The sequence below is a fragment of the Shewanella sp. H8 genome (assembly GCF_040285065.1).
Classification (GTDB): domain Bacteria; phylum Pseudomonadota; class Gammaproteobacteria; order Enterobacterales; family Shewanellaceae; genus Shewanella; species Shewanella polaris.
In genome coordinates this window covers 1,503,733-1,525,817 of record NZ_CP157213.1, presented here as the reverse complement: position 1 = coordinate 1,525,817, position 22,085 = coordinate 1,503,733, and the positions used below count along the sequence as shown (strand labels likewise).

The 22,085-nt window shown below is 41.2% G+C and carries 20 protein-coding genes; 8 read left to right on the top strand and 12 right to left on the bottom strand.

Going from position 1 to position 22,085, the window contains the following annotated elements:
- Positions 1 to 39: 39 nt before the first annotated feature.
- Complete coding sequence (locus ABIS04_RS06700) at positions 40 to 930, top strand: TIGR01777 family oxidoreductase (protein ID WP_350432964.1); 891 nt, start codon at positions 40 to 42, stop codon at positions 928 to 930.
- Positions 931 to 973: 43 nt separating this feature from the next.
- Here ABIS04_RS06700 and ABIS04_RS06695 read toward each other — a convergent pair whose 3' ends face one another.
- The 4 genes from ABIS04_RS06695 to ABIS04_RS06680 form a co-directional block, all read right to left on the bottom strand.
- On the bottom strand, positions 974 to 1,870 hold the full coding sequence (locus ABIS04_RS06695) for a LysR family transcriptional regulator (RefSeq protein ID WP_350432963.1): 897 nt from the start codon (positions 1,868 to 1,870) through the stop codon (positions 974 to 976).
- 152 nt (positions 1,871 to 2,022) lie between these two features.
- On the bottom strand, positions 2,023 to 2,709 hold the full coding sequence (locus ABIS04_RS06690) for a pseudouridine synthase (protein WP_350432962.1): 687 nt from the start codon (positions 2,707 to 2,709) through the stop codon (positions 2,023 to 2,025).
- Between the two features lie 165 nt (positions 2,710 to 2,874).
- A complete protein-coding gene (locus ABIS04_RS06685) occupies positions 2,875 to 5,358 on the bottom strand; it encodes an FtsX-like permease family protein (RefSeq protein WP_350432961.1) in 2,484 nt (827 codons plus the stop codon).
- Complete coding sequence (locus ABIS04_RS06680) at positions 5,358 to 6,110, bottom strand: ABC transporter ATP-binding protein (protein ID WP_137221531.1); 753 nt, start codon at positions 6,108 to 6,110, stop codon at positions 5,358 to 5,360. The genes ABIS04_RS06685 and ABIS04_RS06680 overlap by 1 nt, the downstream gene beginning before the upstream one ends.
- Before the next feature lie 61 nt (positions 6,111 to 6,171).
- Between ABIS04_RS06680 and ABIS04_RS06675 the strand changes: the two genes are divergently transcribed.
- Both ABIS04_RS06675 and ABIS04_RS06670 read left to right on the top strand, forming a co-directional pair.
- Positions 6,172 to 6,729, top strand: coding sequence for an arylesterase (locus ABIS04_RS06675; protein WP_350433398.1), 558 nt, complete (start codon positions 6,172 to 6,174; stop codon positions 6,727 to 6,729).
- A 171-nt stretch (positions 6,730 to 6,900) separates the two neighbouring features.
- A complete protein-coding gene (locus ABIS04_RS06670) occupies positions 6,901 to 7,968 on the top strand; it encodes a DUF3083 family protein (RefSeq protein WP_350432960.1) in 1,068 nt (355 codons plus the stop codon).
- 79 nt (positions 7,969 to 8,047) lie between these two features.
- Here ABIS04_RS06670 and sohB read toward each other — a convergent pair whose 3' ends face one another.
- Positions 8,048 to 9,058: a protease SohB gene (gene sohB, locus ABIS04_RS06665; protein ID WP_167495991.1), complete on the bottom strand. Its 1,011-nt coding sequence runs from the start codon at positions 9,056 to 9,058 to the stop codon at positions 8,048 to 8,050.
- Positions 9,059 to 9,181: 123 nt separating this feature from the next.
- Positions 9,182 to 11,668 carry a VolA/Pla-1 family phospholipase gene (locus tag ABIS04_RS06660; RefSeq protein ID WP_350432959.1) on the bottom strand — a complete coding sequence of 829 codons (2,487 nt, stop codon included), beginning with the start codon at positions 11,666 to 11,668 and terminating at the stop codon, positions 9,182 to 9,184.
- A 261-nt stretch (positions 11,669 to 11,929) separates the two neighbouring features.
- Here ABIS04_RS06660 and ABIS04_RS06655 point away from each other — a divergent pair, with 261 nt between their 5' ends.
- Entirely contained in the window at positions 11,930 to 12,667 is a 738-nt protein-coding gene (locus ABIS04_RS06655; protein WP_140233816.1) for a YciK family oxidoreductase, read from the top strand.
- 88 nt (positions 12,668 to 12,755) lie between these two features.
- Here the strand turns inward: ABIS04_RS06655 and ABIS04_RS06650 are convergent, their stop codons facing one another.
- The 6 genes from ABIS04_RS06650 to pspA form a co-directional block, all read right to left on the bottom strand.
- Complete coding sequence (locus tag ABIS04_RS06650) at positions 12,756 to 13,088, bottom strand: ComEA family DNA-binding protein (RefSeq protein ID WP_140233815.1); 333 nt, start codon at positions 13,086 to 13,088, stop codon at positions 12,756 to 12,758.
- 146 nt (positions 13,089 to 13,234) lie between these two features.
- On the bottom strand, positions 13,235 to 14,326 hold the full coding sequence (locus ABIS04_RS06645) for a TIGR01620 family protein (protein WP_350432958.1): 1,092 nt from the start codon (positions 14,324 to 14,326) through the stop codon (positions 13,235 to 13,237).
- A gap of 47 nt (positions 14,327 to 14,373) precedes the next feature.
- Positions 14,374 to 15,816: a YcjX family protein gene (locus ABIS04_RS06640; RefSeq protein ID WP_350432957.1), complete on the bottom strand. Its 1,443-nt coding sequence runs from the start codon at positions 15,814 to 15,816 to the stop codon at positions 14,374 to 14,376.
- Positions 15,817 to 15,867: 51 nt separating this feature from the next.
- The gene (gene pspC / locus ABIS04_RS06635) at positions 15,868 to 16,263 is read right to left on the bottom strand and encodes an envelope stress response membrane protein PspC (RefSeq protein WP_137221550.1); all 396 of its coding nucleotides are present in this window, start codon (positions 16,261 to 16,263) and stop codon (positions 15,868 to 15,870) included.
- The gene (gene pspB, locus ABIS04_RS06630; RefSeq protein ID WP_137221552.1) at positions 16,250 to 16,489 is read right to left on the bottom strand and encodes an envelope stress response membrane protein PspB; all 240 of its coding nucleotides are present in this window, start codon (positions 16,487 to 16,489) and stop codon (positions 16,250 to 16,252) included. The genes pspC and pspB overlap by 14 nt, the downstream gene beginning before the upstream one ends.
- Before the next feature lie 19 nt (positions 16,490 to 16,508).
- Entirely contained in the window at positions 16,509 to 17,192 is a 684-nt protein-coding gene (gene pspA / locus ABIS04_RS06625) for a phage shock protein PspA (protein ID WP_137221554.1), read from the bottom strand.
- A 192-nt stretch (positions 17,193 to 17,384) separates the two neighbouring features.
- On the opposite strand from pspA, the gene pspF reads away from it, so the two are divergent.
- The 4 genes from pspF to ABIS04_RS06605 all read left to right on the top strand — a co-directional run bounded on the left by pspF (position 17,385) and on the right by ABIS04_RS06605 (position 22,082).
- Positions 17,385 to 18,464 (top strand): phage shock protein operon transcriptional activator, encoded by a 1,080-nt coding sequence (gene pspF / locus ABIS04_RS06620; protein WP_350432956.1) that lies wholly within the window; start codon positions 17,385 to 17,387, stop codon positions 18,462 to 18,464.
- An 83-nt stretch (positions 18,465 to 18,547) separates the two neighbouring features.
- A complete protein-coding gene (locus ABIS04_RS06615; RefSeq protein WP_140233811.1) occupies positions 18,548 to 20,173 on the top strand; it encodes an ABC transporter substrate-binding protein in 1,626 nt (541 codons plus the stop codon).
- The gene (locus ABIS04_RS06610) at positions 20,174 to 21,205 is read left to right on the top strand and encodes an ABC transporter permease (RefSeq protein ID WP_137221561.1); all 1,032 of its coding nucleotides are present in this window, start codon (positions 20,174 to 20,176) and stop codon (positions 21,203 to 21,205) included.
- A complete protein-coding gene (locus ABIS04_RS06605) occupies positions 21,192 to 22,082 on the top strand; it encodes an ABC transporter permease subunit (protein WP_137221563.1) in 891 nt (296 codons plus the stop codon). The genes ABIS04_RS06610 and ABIS04_RS06605 overlap by 14 nt, the downstream gene beginning before the upstream one ends.
- The last annotated feature ends 3 nt before the right edge of the window (positions 22,083 to 22,085 follow it).

Here is a 22,085-nt window from a genome sequence, read left to right as displayed (position 1 = left end):
ACCGTCGTATATTCAGATAGAAAATAAAGGGGAGTTTGCATGAAAATATTAATCACTGGCGCAACAGGTTTTGTTGGCAAGCAACTCGTTAAATCGCTTACCGATCACCAACTGGTTATTTTAACGCGTAACGTTAGCGACGCTAAAAACATTCTCGGCAGCCACCATGAATACTGGCAAACCTTAACCGATAAGCCACACCTTAACGGTATTGATGCTGTAATCAACCTTGCAGGCGAACCCATAGTCAGTAAGCGCTGGACCAACAAACAAAAAATAATAATATCCGAAAGTCGTTGCAACATCACGGCAGAGTTAACTCAACTCATGAGTAAAAGCACCACACCACCGCATACTTTTATTAGTGCTTCTGCAATTGGTTATTATGGGCGGCAAGATAAAACACCCGTTGATGAATCCAGTGGTTTCCATGCCGAATTTAGTCATGATATTTGTCAACAGTGGGAAGACCTTGCACTGCAAGCCCAATCACAACAAACCCGTGTGTGCATTACTCGTATCGGTATTGTGCTTGGCAAAAAAGGGGGGGCATTAGCCAAAATGCTTCCGCCCTTTAAGCTCGGACTAGGTGGACCTATTGGCAGTGGCGAACAAGGTATGAGCTGGATTCATATGGACGACTTACTGGGACTGATTAACTATCTACTTAGCCACAATGATTTACAAGGCGTGTTTAATGCAACGGCACCTAACCCAGTGAGTAATGAAGAGTTCTCTCAGACCTTAGGAAAAGTGCTCAATCGCCCCGCTAAAATCACCACACCGCCTTTAGCACTTAGACTGGCTATGGGTGAAATGTCACAATTGCTCACCGAAGGGCAATTTGTCTTCCCTACAAGAGCTCTTGCGGCAGGTTATGAATTTATCTACACAGATATCGAAACCGCACTCAATAACATTGTCAGTTAGCACCAGCCATTATTATTGAGTGTTATCGACCCTCCAGCCGAGGCTAGATTAGCTGTTTAATCGTCTCAATAATCGGTTGGTAACGCTGGGCCAATGGCCGGTGTTTCTTATGGATTAACAATAATGGCTCGTTTACGCCCTGCTTTATCTCCTTTGCCCCAATAAGCTTCGCTACGCAAATGTGTTGTGGCTTAGCAAAACTGTCCACAGCAAACTGCGGTAATACCGCAAAAGCTAACCCTTTCGCTACCGGCACTAATATTTGATGTAATTGGTTAACGTAACTGCGTATGGGTACCTGCTGGGCAGCGGCTTGCTTATCGTTAAAATAATGACTGACTATTTGTAGCCAATAATGCATTGCATCAGGGTGGGAAACCATCCCTAACATCATTAACTGGTCAAAGTCGACTAACTTATCTTGATAGGATTTTGGCATCACAATACACAATGCTTGTTGACCTAATGGTATTAACATTAGGTCGTCCATGTGAACGGCTTGAGTAATGATGCCTATATCGACTTGATTGGCCAACACACTGTCGATAATACGTTTATTGGGTGCTGCCTCTAAAGATATTTGTAATTGTTTATGCGGCAACTGGTAATCGATTAAGTGCGGATACAGTAACAATGCCATCGAACCAGAACACGCAATACGGCAATCCCCAACATAGACATCATCTACCGCTATTTGCGACAACAGTTGTTGCTGCTGTTGCTGCCAAATCAAGGCTTGTTGGTGCAAATGAATTCCGGCTTCGGTCAATTCAAAGCTTTTACCCACTCGATATATCAAAGCAACCCCAACTTGTTGCTCGAGCTTTTTAATATGTTGACTCACGCCTGGCTGAGTCATAAATAATTGCTCAGCCGTATGAGTGAAATGTCCGACTTCGACTAACTTAATAAATGTAGTTAACCATTGCTGATTTAACATGGTTTCCTCTGGATGCGATTAGCCTATTTGTTGAATATAATAACAGGTGTTTGATAATTTTAAGTTATCAAAATCAGCAATATTTATAACTCAATGTAAAACTTAAACGTCATCGACTTTTGTTCCTCTAGCCTCTGCTGATGAAACGGTTTCTATAAAAAAGATTGAATTTCATCTGTCGTTAAATAACGCCAATCTCCTAACTCAACATCAAGATTCACAGTACCTATACTTTGTCGATGAAGTGACACCACTTTATTGCCGATAGCAGCAAACATGCGCTTAACTTGATGAAACTTGCCTTCCGTTAACGTAAGTAATACTTCTTGTGGTGCTAAAACCTTTAATTGTGCAGGTAGCGTTAGCCCTTGTTCCCCTTGTAAGGCAATGCCTTGTAAAAAGCGCTCAGCAGCATCTACAGCTATCGGTTTGACCAACGTTACTCGGTAGACTTTATTGCACTTTTTAGAAGGTGAAGTGATAGAAAATGTCCAGCGGCCATCATCGGTAATTAACACTAATCCAGTGGTATCAGCATCTAAACGTCCAGCAATATGCAGCTCGGATAGTCGATCTACATCTAATAGCGAAAACAATGACGGATATACACCATCCGCATTAGAACAAAGAGTATTGGCGGGTTTATTGATTAAAATATAACGAAAAGGTCGAGTTACCAACTTTTGACCGTCTAATTGAATATCATTATTTTCGTGTACTTGGATGGCTTCATCCACCACAGCGACATTATTAATGTAAATCTTAGCTTGATGAATTAACTCAATGGCCTGCTGTTGAGTTAATTCAGTACTTTTCACTACAAATCGATCAAGACGCATCACATACTCACGCTAAATAATGTATTTAATTGGATTTAAACAAGGAGGTGAAATGGATAGTTTGGTTTATTCTAAAACTTAACATACATCTAAAATAACCAGATAATATAATAAGGGAGATAACTGTGTATCTCCCTTATTATTAACAAACCCTTAGGGTTTGCTTTAACCCTCTTTGAGCATGTCACTGCACGATTTATTGAGTAATTGACGGCATCGCCATACGCCAAGCGTCGACACAATTAACGCGCCGGCAATTGGAGTTATGCCCCACCAAGGCCAATGCATATAAACCACCAGCTCAAACACTTGGGTTTTAAGCATATATAAAGCAAACTCAGCCACGATGACAGCCAGTAAACCAGCAATAGCACCAAGTAAAGCAAATTCAAACCCAGTCGACGCACGCAATAACCAACCAGATGCACCAAAAGTACGCAGTACCGCGAGCTCTCGCTGCCGAGTCGCCATACCGGCTTCAGTTTGCGCAATCAATACTAAGGCACTGGCCAATAACACTAGTACCAACACCAATGATAATGACAACGACACTTGATCGATAATTTGCCGCAATTGTTCGACCATTGCTCCGACATCAATAATCGATACTGTTGGAAATTGTTGTATTATTTGCAGTACCACTTGATTGGCACTCAGTAAGCTACCATCAGCCGCTAATTGCGCATCATTAAGATGGAAACTGGCCATAGAGGTGTAAGCAAATGGTGCTAATGCTTCAGGAGTAAAAATCATGAAAAAGTTAGGTTGTAGGGTTTCCCACTGAACTTTTCTAATACTGGCAACCTTGACCGAAAAGGGTTGGTTATCAATGCTGTAGGTTAACTTATCACCCAACACTACCCCTAGCCGCTTAGCAACACCAGACTCAACCGACACATCATCTTCAGCTTGATTAAACACGCCTTCAAGCAACTCATTATTAGGCGGTAAGGTTTTTCGGTAAGTTAAATTTAACTCTCGTGAAATGCCCACTCGCCCTTCAACACCTGCATCGGCTTGTTTTCCTGATATCAACTCTTCATCGTTAATATGAGTGAGACGGCCACGAACCACAGGATAAATATCGGTAGCGTTAATATGATTAGTGGTTAAAAAGTCATTGAGTGGCTTAGCATCTTCAGGGGCAATATTGACTAAAAAGTAATTTGGCGCATTTTCAGGCAACTGCTTTTGCCACTCGTTTAGTAAGTCTTGTCGTAACGCTAAAATGGTTAATAACAACACTAATGCACTGCTAAACCCAACCAATTGCACAGCATTTTGGCGTGCTCGACGACGAAGTCCTGCTAATGCCAGTTGAAAAGGATTGGTGGTTTTCATACCAATTCCATGACCGAAACGGATCATCACAAATCCGAGCACACTCAATAAAAAACCTAATAACAACACCGCAAGTACGACTGTCATGGTTAAGGCTAAACTTCTTGAATATAAATAGCCTAATAATGCCATGGCAGCCAAACTCAATAACAAATGGAGCCACATACCCAGCTTTAAGCCTTCTAATTGACGCTGCAATACTCTTAAAGGCGGAATGGCTAACAAACGCATTAACGGATAAGCCGAAAACATGAATGCACTGATCAATCCGGTGCTAACTCCTAATAATACTGGACGTAAATATGGTGGTGAATAAGCGGCTATCTCTGAGGGTAAAAATGCGGTGATGCCAAGATCGAGTAATAATCCGCCCACAAGGCCCAAGGCAATACCCAATAAAGTGACTAACGATAGATGTAGACCAAATAGCACCCGAATTTGTTTGCCCGACGCACCAAAGGTTTTAAGCATAGCAACAACATCGTAATGACGCTGGCAGTAACGTTGTGCAGCAATACCTATCGCGGCACATGCTAAGGCAATCCCGAGTAAACTGGCGAGTAGCAAAAAGCGCTCAGCACGTTGCACTGCCGAGGCTATCGGTGAATCTCCCGATTGCACATCCACCCAGCGTTGACTGTTGTTAAGCAATGGTTTTGCTTGCTGCTCAAATACCGACAGTTGTTCAGCATCACCGGTAAATTGGTATAAATAAGTAACTCGACTACCCGGCTGAATAATGCCTGTCGCCGCCACATCATCTATACGGATGAGCAACACTGGCGAGGATGCAAATGGATTAAAACCAGCATCTGGTAAACGACTAATTTCTTCTGTTAGCGCTAACTCACTATTACCCAATTCAATGGTTTTAGGATAGCCGAGTAACCCGCCTAAACGGTTTTCAAACCACGCTTGACCAGTCTTAGGCAGTAATCGCGTCGTACCGCTACTCAGTTCTATATCGCCTTTTAATGGATAACCATCACCAACCGCCTTAACGGTAACTAACTGAAATTGCTCCCCCGAATACACCATCGAGTTAAATTGCATATTAGTGACGTGAGCAAGACCAATCTCATCTGCAATCACTAAGACTTTGGGGTCTAATTCTACTGGGGAATCGATAATACGATCGGCGGCAATAAAATTAGCCGCTTCACCATTAATCGCAACTTGTAATCGCTCGCTAACCCGCGCAAGCCCAGTCACAGACAATACTGCCAAGGTAATTGCCAATACAATTAATATCAACTGACCTTGGGCAAGCTCACGCTTAAATAAACGCCAAGCAATTTGCCATTCCATTAATTGACCTCCACAGCAAGTTCAAGGCTTAAATCTTCGATGATACTGTTATCTTCTGCATAGGGTTCTGATAAGTGGCCATTTTCCATCACCAATTGACGAGCGCAGCGTCTGGCCAAATGTAAATCATGAGTCACTAGAACCAGGGTGGTATCGCTTTCTTGGTTTAGCGCAAACAACATATCAGCAATTTTGTCGCCATTGACACTGTCTAAATTACCCGTTGGCTCATCTGCAAACAGCACTTTAGGTTCGCAAATAAAAGCTCTAGCGATGGCGACACGTTGTTGCTCACCACCAGACAATTGTTTAGGTAAATGATTTAACCGATGCGCCAAGCCAACACGTTCAAGCATGGCTTGAGCTTTTTGTTTGGCGTCTTTTACGCCAGCAAGCTCAGCAGGTAACATCACGTTTTCAAGCGCGGTTAATGTGTCAACCAACATAAATGATTGAAAGATAAAACTGACTTTTTGTTTACGGAGCGCGGCTTTTTGTTCTTCATTCAAACCAGACAATGCCACACCATCAAGCACGATTTCACCAGATGTTGGCGTGTCTAAAGCAGCGAGCAACCCAAGAAGTGTTGACTTACCAGAACCTGATGGCCCCAAAATGGCAATACTGTCTCCTTGCTTGACTTCTATATTAATGCCGTTGAGGATAGTCAACTCTCCCTCTTGGGTCACAACAGTTTTATTGAGGTTAGTTACCGTAATGGCATTGGTATTTCGATCAGTATTATTAGACATACAATCCTTCTTGTTTTTGTCGCTTAAACGCATGTTAGTCACTGCATTTACGCTGATATTAATGTGCGCGCCTACCCATGCTGCCACGGTTTTGATCTTAGGTGATAGCTTAAGTGCAGGCTATGGCATGTCAGAAGACCAAGGTTGGGTACAATTACTCCGTAACGAATTGCCTCAAAACAAGATTGTTAACGGCTCCGTCAGTGGTGAAACTACTGCTGGAGGGTTACGCCGACTCCCTAATTTACTGGAGTCTAGCCAACCAGACCTTGTGGTCATTGAGCTTGGCGGCAACGATGGTTTACGTGGTTTCCCACCTAATCAACTGAAATTAAATCTTACAAAAATCATCGAAATTTCTACAGCTCACGGTGCAAAAGTCTTGTTGACAGAAATTATGGTGCCACCAAATTATGGTCCTCGTTACAGTAAATCTTTTACACAGACTTATCATCAATTAGCTGAAGAATATAATATTAAGTTAATCCCTTTTTTCATGCAAAAAATTGCCACAGACACAAACTTAATGCAACGTGATGGTATTCATCCAAATGAACAAGCGCAAACAAGCATTACGCAATGGATGCTACCTTGGATCACCCAAGAATTATCTGATTAAAAACTTCAATTTATATGATGTTAACTGCAAATGTTAAAAACAATTTACTAAACTGAACGAAAGTTATTTTAATTTAATCAGCGATGTTTAAAATGGACATGCAGTAAGCACATTAGATAACCATAAATAACGATAAACTTTAGACAACAACCAAGGCAATAAGGAAATAATATGTCCGTCAGTCGTCAAAAAAAAGTATACTTGCCCACCGCAACACGTAAAAATCAATACATTACCATTGGTTTCCCATTAACCGATGAATATCTTAATGCTTACAGTGATTTAGAAACTTGTTACGATGAGTTCAGTAAATTGGTTTATCAATTAGCTGAAAAACAAGAATTGTACAACGTCCACGTTGTTACCACTGACAAATTACCTATGGTACGCTTCCACAACGAAGCTTATTGCTTAAACTCAGAAGAGCAAATACGCTTTTTTTATAATCCAGCCCATCATGAAGCCAACAGTTTACATAGCGTTGCAGGTTTTCGAGCAAGAAAGCTTAGAATAGTATTTTTAGCCACGGGTCATGATCTTCGTAGTAATTCAGCTGAATTCCATTCGCATGTGCAAAAATTTATCGCTGAATTAAAACCGTTATTACCTGTTAAAGATGTGCCCATTAAAGTCCGTGACCACCAGCATATTTCTTATGACTTTTTTGCCAAAGCAAAGGGACTCAAAGAAACGTACGGATATAAATTGCGTGCTGTAGACAGCCGTTATCATCGCCGCCACTGTGAGCTACCAGAAAATGTGAGTACGCTCAATTATGTCACCATCAACATTCCGGTAGAACGTCGTATTAAAAAGCAATTACTTGCAAATGATACCACTGACTTTTCAAGTGTTTATCAAAATTTATGCGACAAGTTTATCAAAGCAACAGCAAGTAAGCAGTTAAAGCGTGTTGCCGTTGTCGCTAACGGTAAATTACCACTTGTACGTAACAGTAAGTATGAGCAATTAACCAGTACCAACGAATTTCAGATGATTGGATTTGACCCTCACGCTGAGTCGCCTGAACCTATTTGCCATTGGGATGCCAATAAGCTTGTAGATGCTTTTCGATTTGTCATTGTCGCAGGTAAAAGTGATGAAACGGATGAAGGTTATGGTCGCTTCATGAATCAAGTAGAAGAAGCGATACGTCTATTTACTAATGAACTTGATATCGATAAAGAACATGCTGATGTTATTTTACGTTTTCATCAACACATCAGTTATAGAGCCTAAACCTATTTAGGTTTACTATATAAGAAACGACAGCTAAAGCTGTCGTTTTTTGATCTATCTCATCACTCATAATGTAACATTACACTGACTGGTTACGCTCAGCTAAACGATTCATCACGGTATTAACAGCTAACGATGCGCCATGGGCAATTTTGTCAGCCAGTTTTTTCTTCATTTGATATTTTATTTTGATCACTTGATGGGTCTTAACTAACGTTAAAATCACATCATCACTGGTAGATACCTCATCAATTAAACCTAAATCAATAGCTTGTTGACCATACCAATGTTCACCTGTTGCCACTTTGGTAATGTCCATATGAGGACGATAGCGGCCAACAAACTCTTTAAATAATACATGTGTTTCTTCGAGTTCTTGTTGGAACTTAGCTCTGCCTTCATCGGTATTTTCACCAAAAATGGTTAACGTACGCTTAAAGTCACCTGCTGTATGTTGTTCGTAGTCAATGTCATGTTTTTTCAGCAAACGATTAAAGTTAGGCACTTGTGCCACAACACCAATCGATCCAACAATAGCAAAAGGAGCTGCATACACTTTATTAGCCACACACGCCATCATATAACCACCACTAGCGGCTACTTTATCAATGCAAATTGACAACGGAATATTGGCTTGACGTAAACGATCTAACTGGCTTGAAGCAAGGCCATAACCATGCACCATGCCACCGCCACTTTCAACATTAACCAAGACTTGGTCGTCTTTGTCTGCAATGGTTAAAATTGCGGTCACTTCTTCACGTAATGACGCTACTTCGTGCGCATCAATACTGCCTTTAAAATCAATAACGAACACTTTTCCTGTCGTTAGTTGCTGCTTTTCAGCCGCTTTTTCGTCTGCTTTTACCTGCTTTTCGTAAGCTTTAAATTGCTTTTTAGGCAGTAACTCTTCTTTTAACTGATGCTTGAGCTGTAGCAACTCATCTGAAATATCAGTGAGTCTTAACTCACCTTTATCAGATTTGATTTTCATGCTGCTCGCCAACACTAATACTACTACCGCTAAAATAGCGGCAACAATGGTAACTGCTTTAGCTAAAAACAGACCGTATTCATATAAAAATTCCAAATCTCGCTCCATACAGGGATGACAATCTCGCAGTATATTAACAGCAATAGTCGATAAATAGAGAATAAAAAACCCAGCTAATTGCTGGGTTTCTTAAGAAGTTGTGCACTAATTTAGTAAGGATTAATTACAGCTTTGAATCACATCGCTGTTAGTCACAACAATTGTTGCTTGGTCTAAACCAGCTGTTTTCGCAAAACCAGCTACTTGAGACTGCATTTCAACCGTTGCGGCAGTAGCCATACCATCGGTAACACCTTCTACTTCACCAGGGCTAACAATCGAACTGTGATGGCCTTTAGAGAAGCGTACAGCTCCAGAACCAGGCGTAGTTGCATCAACACACCCAAGACCTAGTGAAGCAATCAACGGCTCAGTACCCGACAAAGGGAAACTTTCAACACTGTTTGGCAATGTTTGGTCTGGTAAGTTTGTATCATCGCCAACAATTTCAATGACGTGAACAGGAAGTTCCGTTGCAGCGAGCATTGCGCCATGGTTTAAAGGGTCTGCAGAATCTATTGCGGTTTGTACTGCAAAAGCAAATGTCGGAATAAATTCAGCATACACAGCTTGAACTAATGCAGCATATTCAGCACTACCTTCTTCATAACCTGGCGTATTTGCTGCTGTAACTAAAGCCGCAAACGTACTCGATGCTGTCACGTTGGCAAATAACTGTGGACCAAACGCAGCAGAACCTGCAAATGCCCCGGCTAAACCACCAGCAGGTGCGACTAACGACGCTGCATTGATTGCATAAGCATTTGGCAATGCATCACCAGTCATAGGATTAACTAATCCAGTACTCGCATAAGTAGAGAATGTCGTCCCCACAATGCCACCTAAACTTAGGCCTTGCATACTGATTTTAGACACGTCGAATACTTGATCGTCACCGTCTGCGGCTAATTGTTGTGCCATTCCGGTCAATAATAACCTCAGACCAAGTTGATCTAAGGTTGCTTGACGGAAATTATCACGGACAGTCAATGTACTGGCAATGTTAACAAACACTAATGGATTACCATTAGTGAACGCATCAGGCGTGCCCACAACTGGCCCAAATGCAGGTGCGGTAGCGGAAATCTCATAAGTGCCATCATCGTTTGCGTCATATGAACGAGCACCGTGTAATGGCATATCAATCGCGATGGTAGCGACACCCGCGGCAGCATAGGTACCTGCATAGGCTAACGCCATTTCTTTACCACCACCTAAACCATGCATAGCGATGGTTGTCGGCCAACCACTTGCTGGCGGTACAAATGTTCCACCTTGTGCAGTTGTAAATGCAGCTAACTTAGCCGCGTTAGGCAAGGTAATTTGAACAGGAATAATTTCATAACCTTTAATCGCTGGAATAGGATTAAACTTAGTCAAATGCTTAGTTGGATCTGCCGAAGTGCCATCATCAAGTAGCCATTGCTTGCCTGCAAGTAATGTCGGAGTAGAAAGCGCTGCTTGTGGGTCTACACCGTTAGCAACAGCTTGGGTAATAAAGTTTTCTTGGCTTAATGTACCTGATTGTAATGCCAACAAGACAGATACTGGGCTATCGCCTTGTGCAGACCAATGGCCATTAGGTGCCGTTGGCGCACCATCAACAATTGGAATAACACAGCTTGCTGATGAACAATCACCGTAGATTGGCAGTTTAATTTTGGCAGTATAAAGATCAGCCATATCCGCAACAACATATGCTGCACCGTCTTCTACTGTTAATCCGGCTGCCTGAGCAACAGTGTATCCCGTTGGCGTTATCGCTGCTGCAAATGCCGGCATATATGCAGCATTAGAAGCCATTAATAACTTAGTAGTTTCATACACATCCGCTACTGATTGAGTAGTGAACAAACCTGAGAAAGTAATTGATTCAGAGTCAACGCCGTGAGTTTCAGCCAATCCCTTTTCATAACTATTAACCAGATACTGCAATGTTTTTTGGTCAGCTGTTTCTAATTGTTGTGTTTCGAAGTCTAACTTTAACAGGCCATAGGTAGTCGACGCTGCAATACCACGACCTAACGAGTCTTGAATGAGATCTGTAGTCGCATATATATAAGACTGACCCGCTTTTAATGGCTTAATCGGTACTATGGCGACTTTATTTCCTGATGCTTTAGAGACGAAATCAACACCAAACTGAAGTTCGTCACCGACTTTACAGGCTGAAACTGATGGTACGGAGGTGCACTCTGCATCACTTGATAACGCACCACCAACAGTTGCTTCAAATACACGAACGGCACCAGGTTGGAAAACTGAAGCCGCATCAAGTGTTAATGCATTACCTTCTAAATCGTCTGCTAACTCCATTGTTATTGAAATTGGTGAGCTAGTTGACCATCCGTCTAATGCGCCTAGTGCAATTTGAGGGTTTGTGTAATCACCGTCTTCTTCGTCAGGTATAGCGAGTGTCCCATCAGTAGTACCACTGAAGAGTAAATCGTTTGGTAATGGTAATAAGCTATTAGCAGGATCAAACTGAACGTGTGACAACGGCACTAACGGTTCAGCATTGTCTTTTGCTTCGTTAAAGCTGTCACCACCACAAGCCGTTAAGCCAAGAGCAGATGTTATTGCAACACCCAAAATGAGTCTTTTCATCTTTTTTTCCCCAAATCTTGTTTTAATAATTTTGTTTTCCCCAAGAATTGGTCACAATAGTCCAATCATGCGACCAACAAGGACTTATGTTAGTCCTTAACGATTATCAAGTTAACGTAAAATTATTGAGTTAGCTACAAGTTTGTTACATACAAATGACCTATTGGCATACAATTATCAATCATTTGTTTCAAACGATCGTTTATTTTTTATCCGGTACTAGATTTGACGGGCTATTGCGCCAAGAGGAATTAACCAATCATGTTGGAATATCAAGCAGCAAAAGATTTACTCAATAACAAAACTATTTTAGTTACGGGTGCAGGTGACGGTATCGGCCGTGCAGCATCTATCGAATTTGCCAAACATGGTGCAACCGTGATTTTGCTCGGTAAGACCGTTAAAAAACTAGAAAACGTATATGATGAAATAATAAATGCAGGTTATCCAAAACCAGCCATTGTCCCTTTAGATATGAGCGGTGCGACAGAACAAAACTATATTGATATGGCTGATACCATTGTAGAACAGTTTGGTCATTTAGATGGCTTGTTGCATAACGCATCTCAACTGGGAGCATTAGGCCCATTTGAGCATATTGATTTAACCTCTCTTGAAGCTATTTTAAAGGTTAATGTGACCGCTCAAGTCATTATGACAAAATCGTTATTACCTATTATGCGTAAAGCGGATCACGCTTCAATTATCTTTACTTCAAGTGGTGTTGGTCGTAAGGGTCGTGCTTATTGGGGGCCTTATGCCTTTTCTAAATTTGCTACCGAAGGAATGATGCAAGTATTAGCAGATGAGTGTGACAATACTTCTGTTCGAGTGAATAGTATTAATCCAGGTGCAACGCGCACCGAAATGCGCGCAAAAGCTTATCCTGGCGAAGATCCGAAAACATTAAAAAAAGCTGAACAGATTATGCCAACTTATTTATTTTTGATGGGTGATGACTCTATCGACACTAATGGTCAAGCATTAAACGCTCAGTAATGAGTCTTGATTCAGGTGGATTAAACACTCGCAAATATCAAAAAACGGAAGCAATTGCTTCCGTTTTAGTTTTTGATTGCGGTATTACTTAGAAACTCATATTTTTGCTATTCTGATTAACTAACTTCTCGCCAATACCAGTCACCATAGTCAACTGTTGCAAATCAGTAAATTTGCCATTTTTTGTACGATAATCAACGATTGCTTTGGCTTTCGCTTGGCCAATACCTTTGAGTGTTTGTAACTCTTGAGCACTAGCCTTATTAATATTAACCTTTTGCATATTGGTTGATTTGTTATCCATTACTTTTGTGACTTTCTTGGTGGATTCAGACTTTGCCGTATCTGCGGCGAGCGAATGACTACTGATAAAACAACATAAGCACACAAATAATGCCGTTACTGTTAATGATAATTTCATAAAAAATCTCCTTTGCTTCCTTAAGTTTGTTGGTATGCATCCTGCTCCATTACCAAGCTCAAACGATTCAGAACGCCATATCGTTTCTGAATCGAAAGCTAACTGTAGTCAAAAAAGTTGAATTGTACAAAAAAACCACACAATTTTTATTCACTATTATCGACTGACTGGGTTTGTTTAGATTTATTTTTTGCCATCATTGACGAGGTAAACTGCTTTAATTCTCCCAGTAAATGTTGATGAACGTGGGACAACTTAGGCTTATTCTTTTTATTAAAAGCAACTGGGCGACACAAGTTCATTGCTTGATAACCTAGTCTGGCGGTCAGTAAACCGCCACCAAGCCCCTGAGCAATCCGAGCCGATAATTTACCAGTCATTTCAACTGATAATAACTGAGTACCTAAGTCGGTGATCACCTCAGTACTGCCAGCATAAATAATATTCACCACAATGCTACGAATAAGCTTTATCCGGCTCCAATAACCCAACTCGATAGCATAAATAGCAGCGACTTCGTTGATCATTTTTTGATTACGCCACAAAATAATAGCCATATCCAGTGCCGCTAGCGGACTTGCTGCCAATAATAATGCCGACTCAGCAGCAAAGCGGTTAACACGTTTTTTAGCCAGTAAATCACGTTCGGTTAATACGATGTCTTCAAATAACAACACGATTTCTGCATCGTTATGTTCATGACTACAGGCTTGTAAATATTGTTGTTTGGCTTCGTTATTAGGGTATTTAGCCAGTATTGGGGCCAAAAACGTTTTAGCTTCACCCATTTGCATACTTTGCGATAATCGCTCCGCAGTATCTTGATGATCACTTACCTTTTTAAGATTAACTAATTTACGCCATTCTTTGAAAGTAACCACTGTCGCCCATAAGCTCACAATGGCTAACACAACCGCGTAAAACCCAAATAACCACGGGCTTTGTTGGAAAGAGTCAATTAACCCCATCACGGTTTGTACTATAACCAATAACACCAAACTAATAACCGATAATGTTGCCAATACTGACCACCGCTTGGCGTTAACTGGTTTAATGCTGTCTTCCATTTCAGCGGGTAATTCTATTAAGTTTTGATCACAAATAAAGTCAATATCGTCGAACGATTTGTTCGGCTTGATAGGCTCTTCTGCCGAATGAGCTTCTTCAGTGACAATGAGATCTGATTCGGTAAATAGTTGGGATTTTTTTATTGACGAACTGTTCGTAGGTTCATTCATAACTCATGCTCACATTAATGCTGTAATGATTACTCTGGATAAAGCGATTAAGACAATTTATCGCCCAATAGGAACTCTAAGAGATGATCGAGACGAATATGTTCAAATTGCGGATTATTTGCATCCATATGGCTCAAGTTAGGCGGTAAGAATGCGCTAAAACTGAATCCTTGTTGTTGCCAAAATTCGGCATCGGGTAATGATGTAGGCACATCCCCGGGATATAGAGTCACTTGTTTACCGTCAAGCCCAGTGCCTTTTACCACTTCTTGTTGAACACCCTCTACATTAACCATTCCATGTTGAGTCGCTTTAATGGCACTTATTGCCATGGTTTCAACTTCACTGCCTTCAAAATTGGCGTAATGCTGGCTTTGCTGCAGCATGGCGGTTAACAAACTGAGTACATGACTTTGTTGATCACGGGTCACTCGATCGACTTGGCTAGCAGCAAATAGTACTTTATCAATCCGCGGTGAAAACAAACGTTTTATCAAACTCGACTGACCAAATTGAAAGCTTTCCATAATGCTATTAAGTGCGCGCCCCATATCATTAAACTGAGCTTGACCATGATTAAGTGCATTTAAACAATCAACTAATACTAACTGACGATCAAAGCGAGAAAAGTAATCACGATAAAAGGGCTTAACCACTTGTGATACATACTCTTCATAACGACGTTTAAGTACGTGATAACTTGAGTCACTTGGGCTTGCAGACAATTCCGAATGTTGAATTGGGCTTAGTGACAATAACGGAAAGAATGTCAGCAACGGAGTATTTTCATATTCGCCTGGTAACAGCATGCGCCCGGGTTGAGCATGATAGAAACCCTGCACTCGAACTAAATCAACCAGCAATTTTTGATACAAATCAGCAATGTGCTTAAGTTGCTGTTCATCGGCTAGTTGGCTTAAGTCTAACTGCTCTACAGTCTGATTAAATGCCGCAAATAAGGGTGAATGACGTAAACACGCCACATTAACCTGTTGCGACAAACACCATTGAGTAAAGTCTTGTTTCAGCATGGGTAAGTCAAGTAACCACTCACCAGGATAATCAACAATATCCACATACAAGGTGGCAGTATTAGTCAATTTGGCTAACAAGCCTTGTTGGGGTTGATACTTAATCGCTAAGCGTAATTCGGTAATGTTTTTGGTCGAAGCGGGCCAATGAGGAGGTGATGAGCTTAACGCATTCATTGCGCCTTTATAGTCAAAACTGGCAATGTCTAAATCGGGTTGCATGGCACGGTTAACTGCAATTAATCGACCTTCACGGGCCACTTGCCATAATGGTAAGGGATTATGTTGAACACTTTTCCCTGCATGTAATAACTGGTTAACTAAACCGCTGATAAACGCCGTTTTACCTGCTCCTGATAACCCTGTGACAGCAAGCCTAACATGACGATCTGTACTACGATGAACCAAAGATTGTGCGGTTTGAGTCACGTGAAACAAGGAACGATCTAAAAATCTCATGATGGCTAATGGCTCCCAAAAACAAGGGCGGTAAACCGCCCATTAGAAGGATTAAAGACTATTAATTTGGCGTTTAAGATCAAAGTTGTCTGAGGTGACATGTTCTTCGAGTCGACGTAAGCGGATTTCTAATCCATTAAACTGACGATTAACATCAAACAACGCTTGCTTTGCAGGCTCACCCGCTTGCCAAACTTTCTTTTTGATTTCAATATCTTTGTGCTGCTCTTTTTGCGCTAAGTTAAGAGGCTTAATATCTAATATCATCCATAAGGCGATATAAATAACAAGCACAACTCCTGTTCCACCCAGTAACAATATAGACACAGCGATAACGCGCACTAGCCATGTTTCAAAGTTAAAGTAATCAGCGATACCTGAACACACCCCAGCCACTTTACCACTTTTGGGGTTGCGGTATAGAGTACGACCATTAGCTGAGCCCATGTTTTGCCCTCCACTCCGGTGATTCAGTATCTAAAATCGCTTCTAACGTTTCGATGCGACCACTCATTTTTTCAGCTTTAGCAATTAAATCATTAAGTTGATTAAATTCTTCCTCAGTGAGCCCCTGGCTCACCTGTCGCTTACTGCGATAATGAAGAACCAACCAGATAGGTGCCACAACCACCATAAAGATGATAATTGGTGCAATAAGAAGATCCATATCCATAACTCACCTCTGAATAAATTTACGCTTTAGATTTAGGTTGTGCTTTTGCACTCATTTTTGCTTTTAATGCTGCTAATTCATCGTTCACAGAATCTTCTGCTTCTAATGCTGCAAACTCGTCAGCTAGAACGTTCTTTTTACCTAAATCATATGATTCTACTTGTGCTTCAAGTCCTTCAACTCGACGTTCGTATTGTTCAAACTTCATCATCGCATCATCGATTTTGCTTGAATCAAGCTGCTTTTTAACTTCTAAACGCGAAGTGGCAGTTTGCTTACGCATAATGATGGTTTTTTGACGAGCACGAGCATCATTCAATTTTTCTTGAAGTTGTGCGATTTCATCTTTTAATCGAGCAACATGCTCTTCAACAACTTGCAGTTCCATCTCAAGTGTGTGCAATAAACCCACTGTTTTTTGCTTTTCACTCAACGCGGCTTTAGCTAAGTCTTCACGATCTTTCGATAAGGCTAACTCAGCTTTATTCTGCCAATCTTGAACTTGCTCTTGAACACGAGCAATCCGGCGAAGTAATTCTTTTTTCTCTGCCAATACTTTAGCGGAGGTTGAACGTACTTCAACAAGTGTATCTTCCATCTCTTGAATGATAAGACGGACCATTTTTTCTGGATCTTCGGCTTTATCAAGTATTGCGCTAATATTTGAATTAACGATATCTGCGAAGCGAGAGAAAATTCCCATAATGTGTTCCTTAAAATTAACGTGGTTGTCGCAGTTGGTATTACACATTACGTGCCAACATTTACAAAATCAACAACATCATGCACTTAAACAAATATTTAACTTTTTCTTTCTTTTAATGCTCAAGCCATTTATTATGATTTTCACTAATTATTAGTCTAATTCACTAACAATTTTGCGAGTAAACTAACTTTGAGCAAACAATTCCAGCAAGATAATCTAATCGGCCAATCTAATGCATTACTTGAAGTATTAGAACATGTGTCTAAAGTCGCACCATTATCTAAGCCGGTGCTCATTATTGGTGAGCGCGGCACAGGTAAAGAGCTCATAGCCGAACGACTACACTACTTATCTCCTCGTTGGGATCAAAGCTTTATTAAACTCAATTGTTCTTCCCTGAGTGAAAATTTATTAGAAAGTGAACTTTTTGGCCATGAGTCTGGTGCATTTACCGGCGCAAAGGGTCGCCACGAAGGCCGTTTTGAACGTGCTGATGGCGGAACACTTTTTTTAGATGAACTAGCCAACACCTCTGGATTAATCCAAGAAAAGTTATTACGCGTTATCGAGTATGGTGAATTTGAAAGAGTCGGTGGCAGTAAAACCGTTCAATCTGATGTTCGGCTTATTTGTGCCGCCAATGAAGATTTACCAACCTTGGCTGATAATGGTGAGTTTAGAGCCGATTTGCTCGATCGATTAGCCTTTGATGTAATCACCTTGCCACCATTACGTCATCGCACCGAAGACATTATGCCATTGGCAGAATATTTTGCTGTTAGCATGGCAAGACAACTATCACTGGAATATTTTAGTGGTTTTAGTCCACTGGCGGTAGAACAATTAATGATGCATAGCTGGCCCGGCAACATCCGCGAATTAAAAAATGTCGTCGAACGAAGTGTCTATCGCGAAGGGGGGGATGGCCAAGAAATTGATCATATTATTTTGGATCCTTTTGCGTCCCCCTATCGTCCTGTAAACCGAGTAAAAACCCGCGAACGTCAATTCACTCCCACTGAACACGTCCCAACAGCGGTGTCTGAACCGACAGAACCGAATATTAACACCACAACATCTGTGGTGCTTAATAGCATTGAATTCCCAATAGATTTTAAAGAATACACCGAAAACAGTGAAATAGAATTGTTACAACGCGCATTGGCTGAGGGCCAGTATAATCAGAAAAAAACCGCAGATTTATTAGGCTTAAGTTACCATCAACTCCGAGGTATTTTGAAAAAATACAACTTACTCGATAAGAGCTGAGTCAAGCTCGGATATGTTCATTGCCCCAATGCATTGAACCCTGTTAAAATGCCCACTCAACGTCGATAAAATATGATCACACAATGCCTGTTATAGTAAAACGCTGCTATCAGCTGATGTCTTTATGTCTCTCCAGCATCATGTTGGCGGCATGTGGACCAGTGCAATTGCCTCCAGGTCTTGTGTATTGCAGTGAAGGCAATCCCGAAAGTTTTAACCCACAACTTGTGACATCGGGCACCACTATTGATGCTACCTCATACCAAATTTACAGTCGATTAGTTAACTACAGCCAAGAAAAAGCCGATATTACTCCTGGCTTGGCAACGTCATGGCAGGTATCCGATGATGGCTTAAGCTATCAATTTACCCTGCGTGAGCATGTGAGTTTTCATAGAACGGACCATTTTGCCCCCACAAGAGACTTTAATGCCGACGATGTGCTGTTTTCATTTAATCGCATCATTGATACTTTGCATCCATATCATTTAGTCAGTAGAACGGGTTATCCATTTTTTCAAAGCATTGGTTTTGCCGAATTAATTGACTCCATTGAAAAAGTAGACGATCACCAAATCATCTTCCATCTAGTCCGTAAAGACGCATCTTTTTTATCGAATCTCGCCACCGATTTCGCAGTAGTGCTATCAGCGGAATACGGTTATCAACTTTTAGCACAAGGGAACCCTGAAGACATTGACTACTACGCCGTAGGCACAGGACCTTTTCAGTTAAGCCAATATGTTAAAAATGAATATATTCGCTATAAAAAGAATCCAGTATATTGGGGACCCACGGTCGAGCTCGATCAATTAGTATTTGATATTACGCCAAGAAGTACCGCCCGCATTGCCAAATTAATTACTGGTGACTGTAGTGTGTCAGCATTACCCAAAGCCGGTGAGTTAGCCATACTTGACCAACATAAAGACATTATTGTTGATGCCAAGCCCGGATTAAACGTTGCCTTCTGGGCCTTTAACACCCAAAAGCCGCCATTAGATGATGTAAGAGTAAGACGCGCACTCGCACATGCTATCGATAAAAATAATATTCTTGATGTGGTTTATAACGATACCGCTGTTGAGGCCTCTGGTGTTTTACCACCAGCATCTTGGGCTTATTCAAAAAACTTATCTCCTAATGAATACAACCCCGAAAAAGCCAAAGCATTACTGCAACAAGCGGGGATATCTAATTTATCAATTAATGTATGGGCCATGCCAGTGGCGCGAATTTATAATCCTAGCGCACTGAAAACCGCAGAACTTATTCAAGCGGATTTAGCCCGTATTGGGGTCAAGCTGAATATTATTAGCTATGATTGGAGTGTGTTTACTCAAAAATTAGCCAGTTCTAATTATGATTCGGTGCTCATTGGTTGGAATGCAGATAACAGCGATCCAGATAACTTTTTTACCCCATTATTAAGTTGTGCAGCGTTAGCCTCTAACAACAACCGCTCTCGATGGTGTAACAAAGATTTTGAACATTTATTAACACAGGCACAAACGGTATCAACTCAGCCTGAACGTAAAGCTTTTTATCAGTCCGCTGAAGCCATTATTAGCGATCAAGTTCCTATGGTAACGTTTGCCCACGCTAAAAAAATTGTGTTGAAAAAGAGTAATATCACTACAATGAAAATTAGACCTTATGGCGGTATTTCGTTTGCCCGAACAACTCAAACAATAGAGGGAAGTCAATAAATGTGGCGTTACCTTATTAGTCGCATAACCCTGTTTATTGCCACATCACTGGTAATGATCGCCGTGCTATTTATGGCGTCGGGCCAGTTTCCTGTCAGTAAAGCCTACTCATTGTCGGGGATTCAGTACCCAACAATCGAGCAACAACAACAAATTGAACACGATTATCAATTACATGATAACCAATTGTTACAGTTTACCGCCTATTTACGTCAACGTTTGTCGGGTAATTTCGGTATTTCGAGCAACTCTCAACAAGAAGTAGTAGAAGAGCTATCCGCGGTATTACCCGCATCTTTTGAATTATCACTATTTTCTGGGTTTATTGCTGCAGTGTTTGGCGTTCCTCTTGGAATACTGGCCGCCTTAAGTACCAATAAAGCACTGCAAAATAGTATTTTAGCCGTTACGTTGACAGGCTACTCTATCCCGGTATTTTGGCTTGGTTTAAGCTTATCAATGTGGTTTGGAGTTAATCTAGGCTGGCTACCGATTTCAGGTCAAATCAATTTACTTTATGAAATAGAACCTGTAACGGGCTTTATGTTAGTAGACACCTTACTATCCGATTCAGCTTATCGCGTTCCGGCTTTTCATGATGCCTTGCTCCACTTGATATTACCCGCGGTCACTTTAGCGGTACTGCCTTTCACATTAATAGTAAGGATTACCCGACAAGCTATTTTAAATGTAATGAATCAAACCTATATTCGCGCTGCAGAGGCTCGAGGTTTGCACACAGCTAAAATATTATTTCGTCATGCATTACCTAATGCGTTAATTCCAGTGTTAAAAAGTATCGGCTTGATGCTAGGTTCATTTGCTAGTTATGGCATTGTAGTCGAAGTTATTTTTTCATGGCCAGGTGTGGGTAGTTGGCTGGTTTCGGGCATTTACCAGCGAGATTATACTGTCATACAAGCCGGTATATTATCCGTCTCATTATTGATTATATTGTTAAGTATTTTGATTGATTTGCTGCATACCTCAATTAATCCAATGAGCAGAAAGGAATTGTATGCCTCGAATTAAAATATACCAAGAAGACCATATTGAGTCTCCTCTCTGGCGGATATGGCAAACATTTTCCTCCAACCCCTTCGCAGTAATAGGTTTGTGGGCAGTGATATTTTTATTAACACTCACAATTTTCGCGCCTTTTATTGCGCCATATTCGCCCGAGATGCAAGACCAGCAAGTGTTACTATTACCGCCATCATGGGATCCCGCAGGCACAGTAGAGCACTTTCTAGGAACTGATGATTTAGGACGAGATATTTTTAGCCGCATCTTACACGGCGTCCAACTGACGTTTGGTATGTCATTATTAGTGGTGGCAACATCGCTATTTTTCGGTTTTATTATTGGTTCCCTGTCAGGGATGATGCGCGGCATAAAGTCGAGTATTTTAAGCCACTTGCTTGATTCATTGCTATCGATACCATCATTATTAATGGCCATTTTAGTGGTGGCTGTGATGGGCCCAGGGCTTAATAATGTATTTTGGGGTGTTGGGATTGCGATGGTACCGCAATTTGTTCGTACTATTCACAATGCGGTCCATGAAGAGCATAAAAAACAATATGTTACAGCAGCCAAATTAGATGGTGCTAACTCATTACAAATTTTTTGGTATGTCATTATGCCCAATGTCTGGGATGTGGTGATTATTCAGGTCACTATGGCCATATCAGCGGCAATATTAGATATTGCAGCACTCGGCTTTTTAAACCTCGGTGCTCAAGCGCCTAGTCCAGAATGGGGCGCGATGGTGGCACAAGGGCTTGATAACTTATTACTTGCCCCTTGGACAGTAACAATTCCAGGTGTCGCGATTCTGTTTACCGTATTATCGGTCAACTTAGTCGGCGATGGTTTACGCTCTGCGCTCGCACCGATAAGAAATTAACCT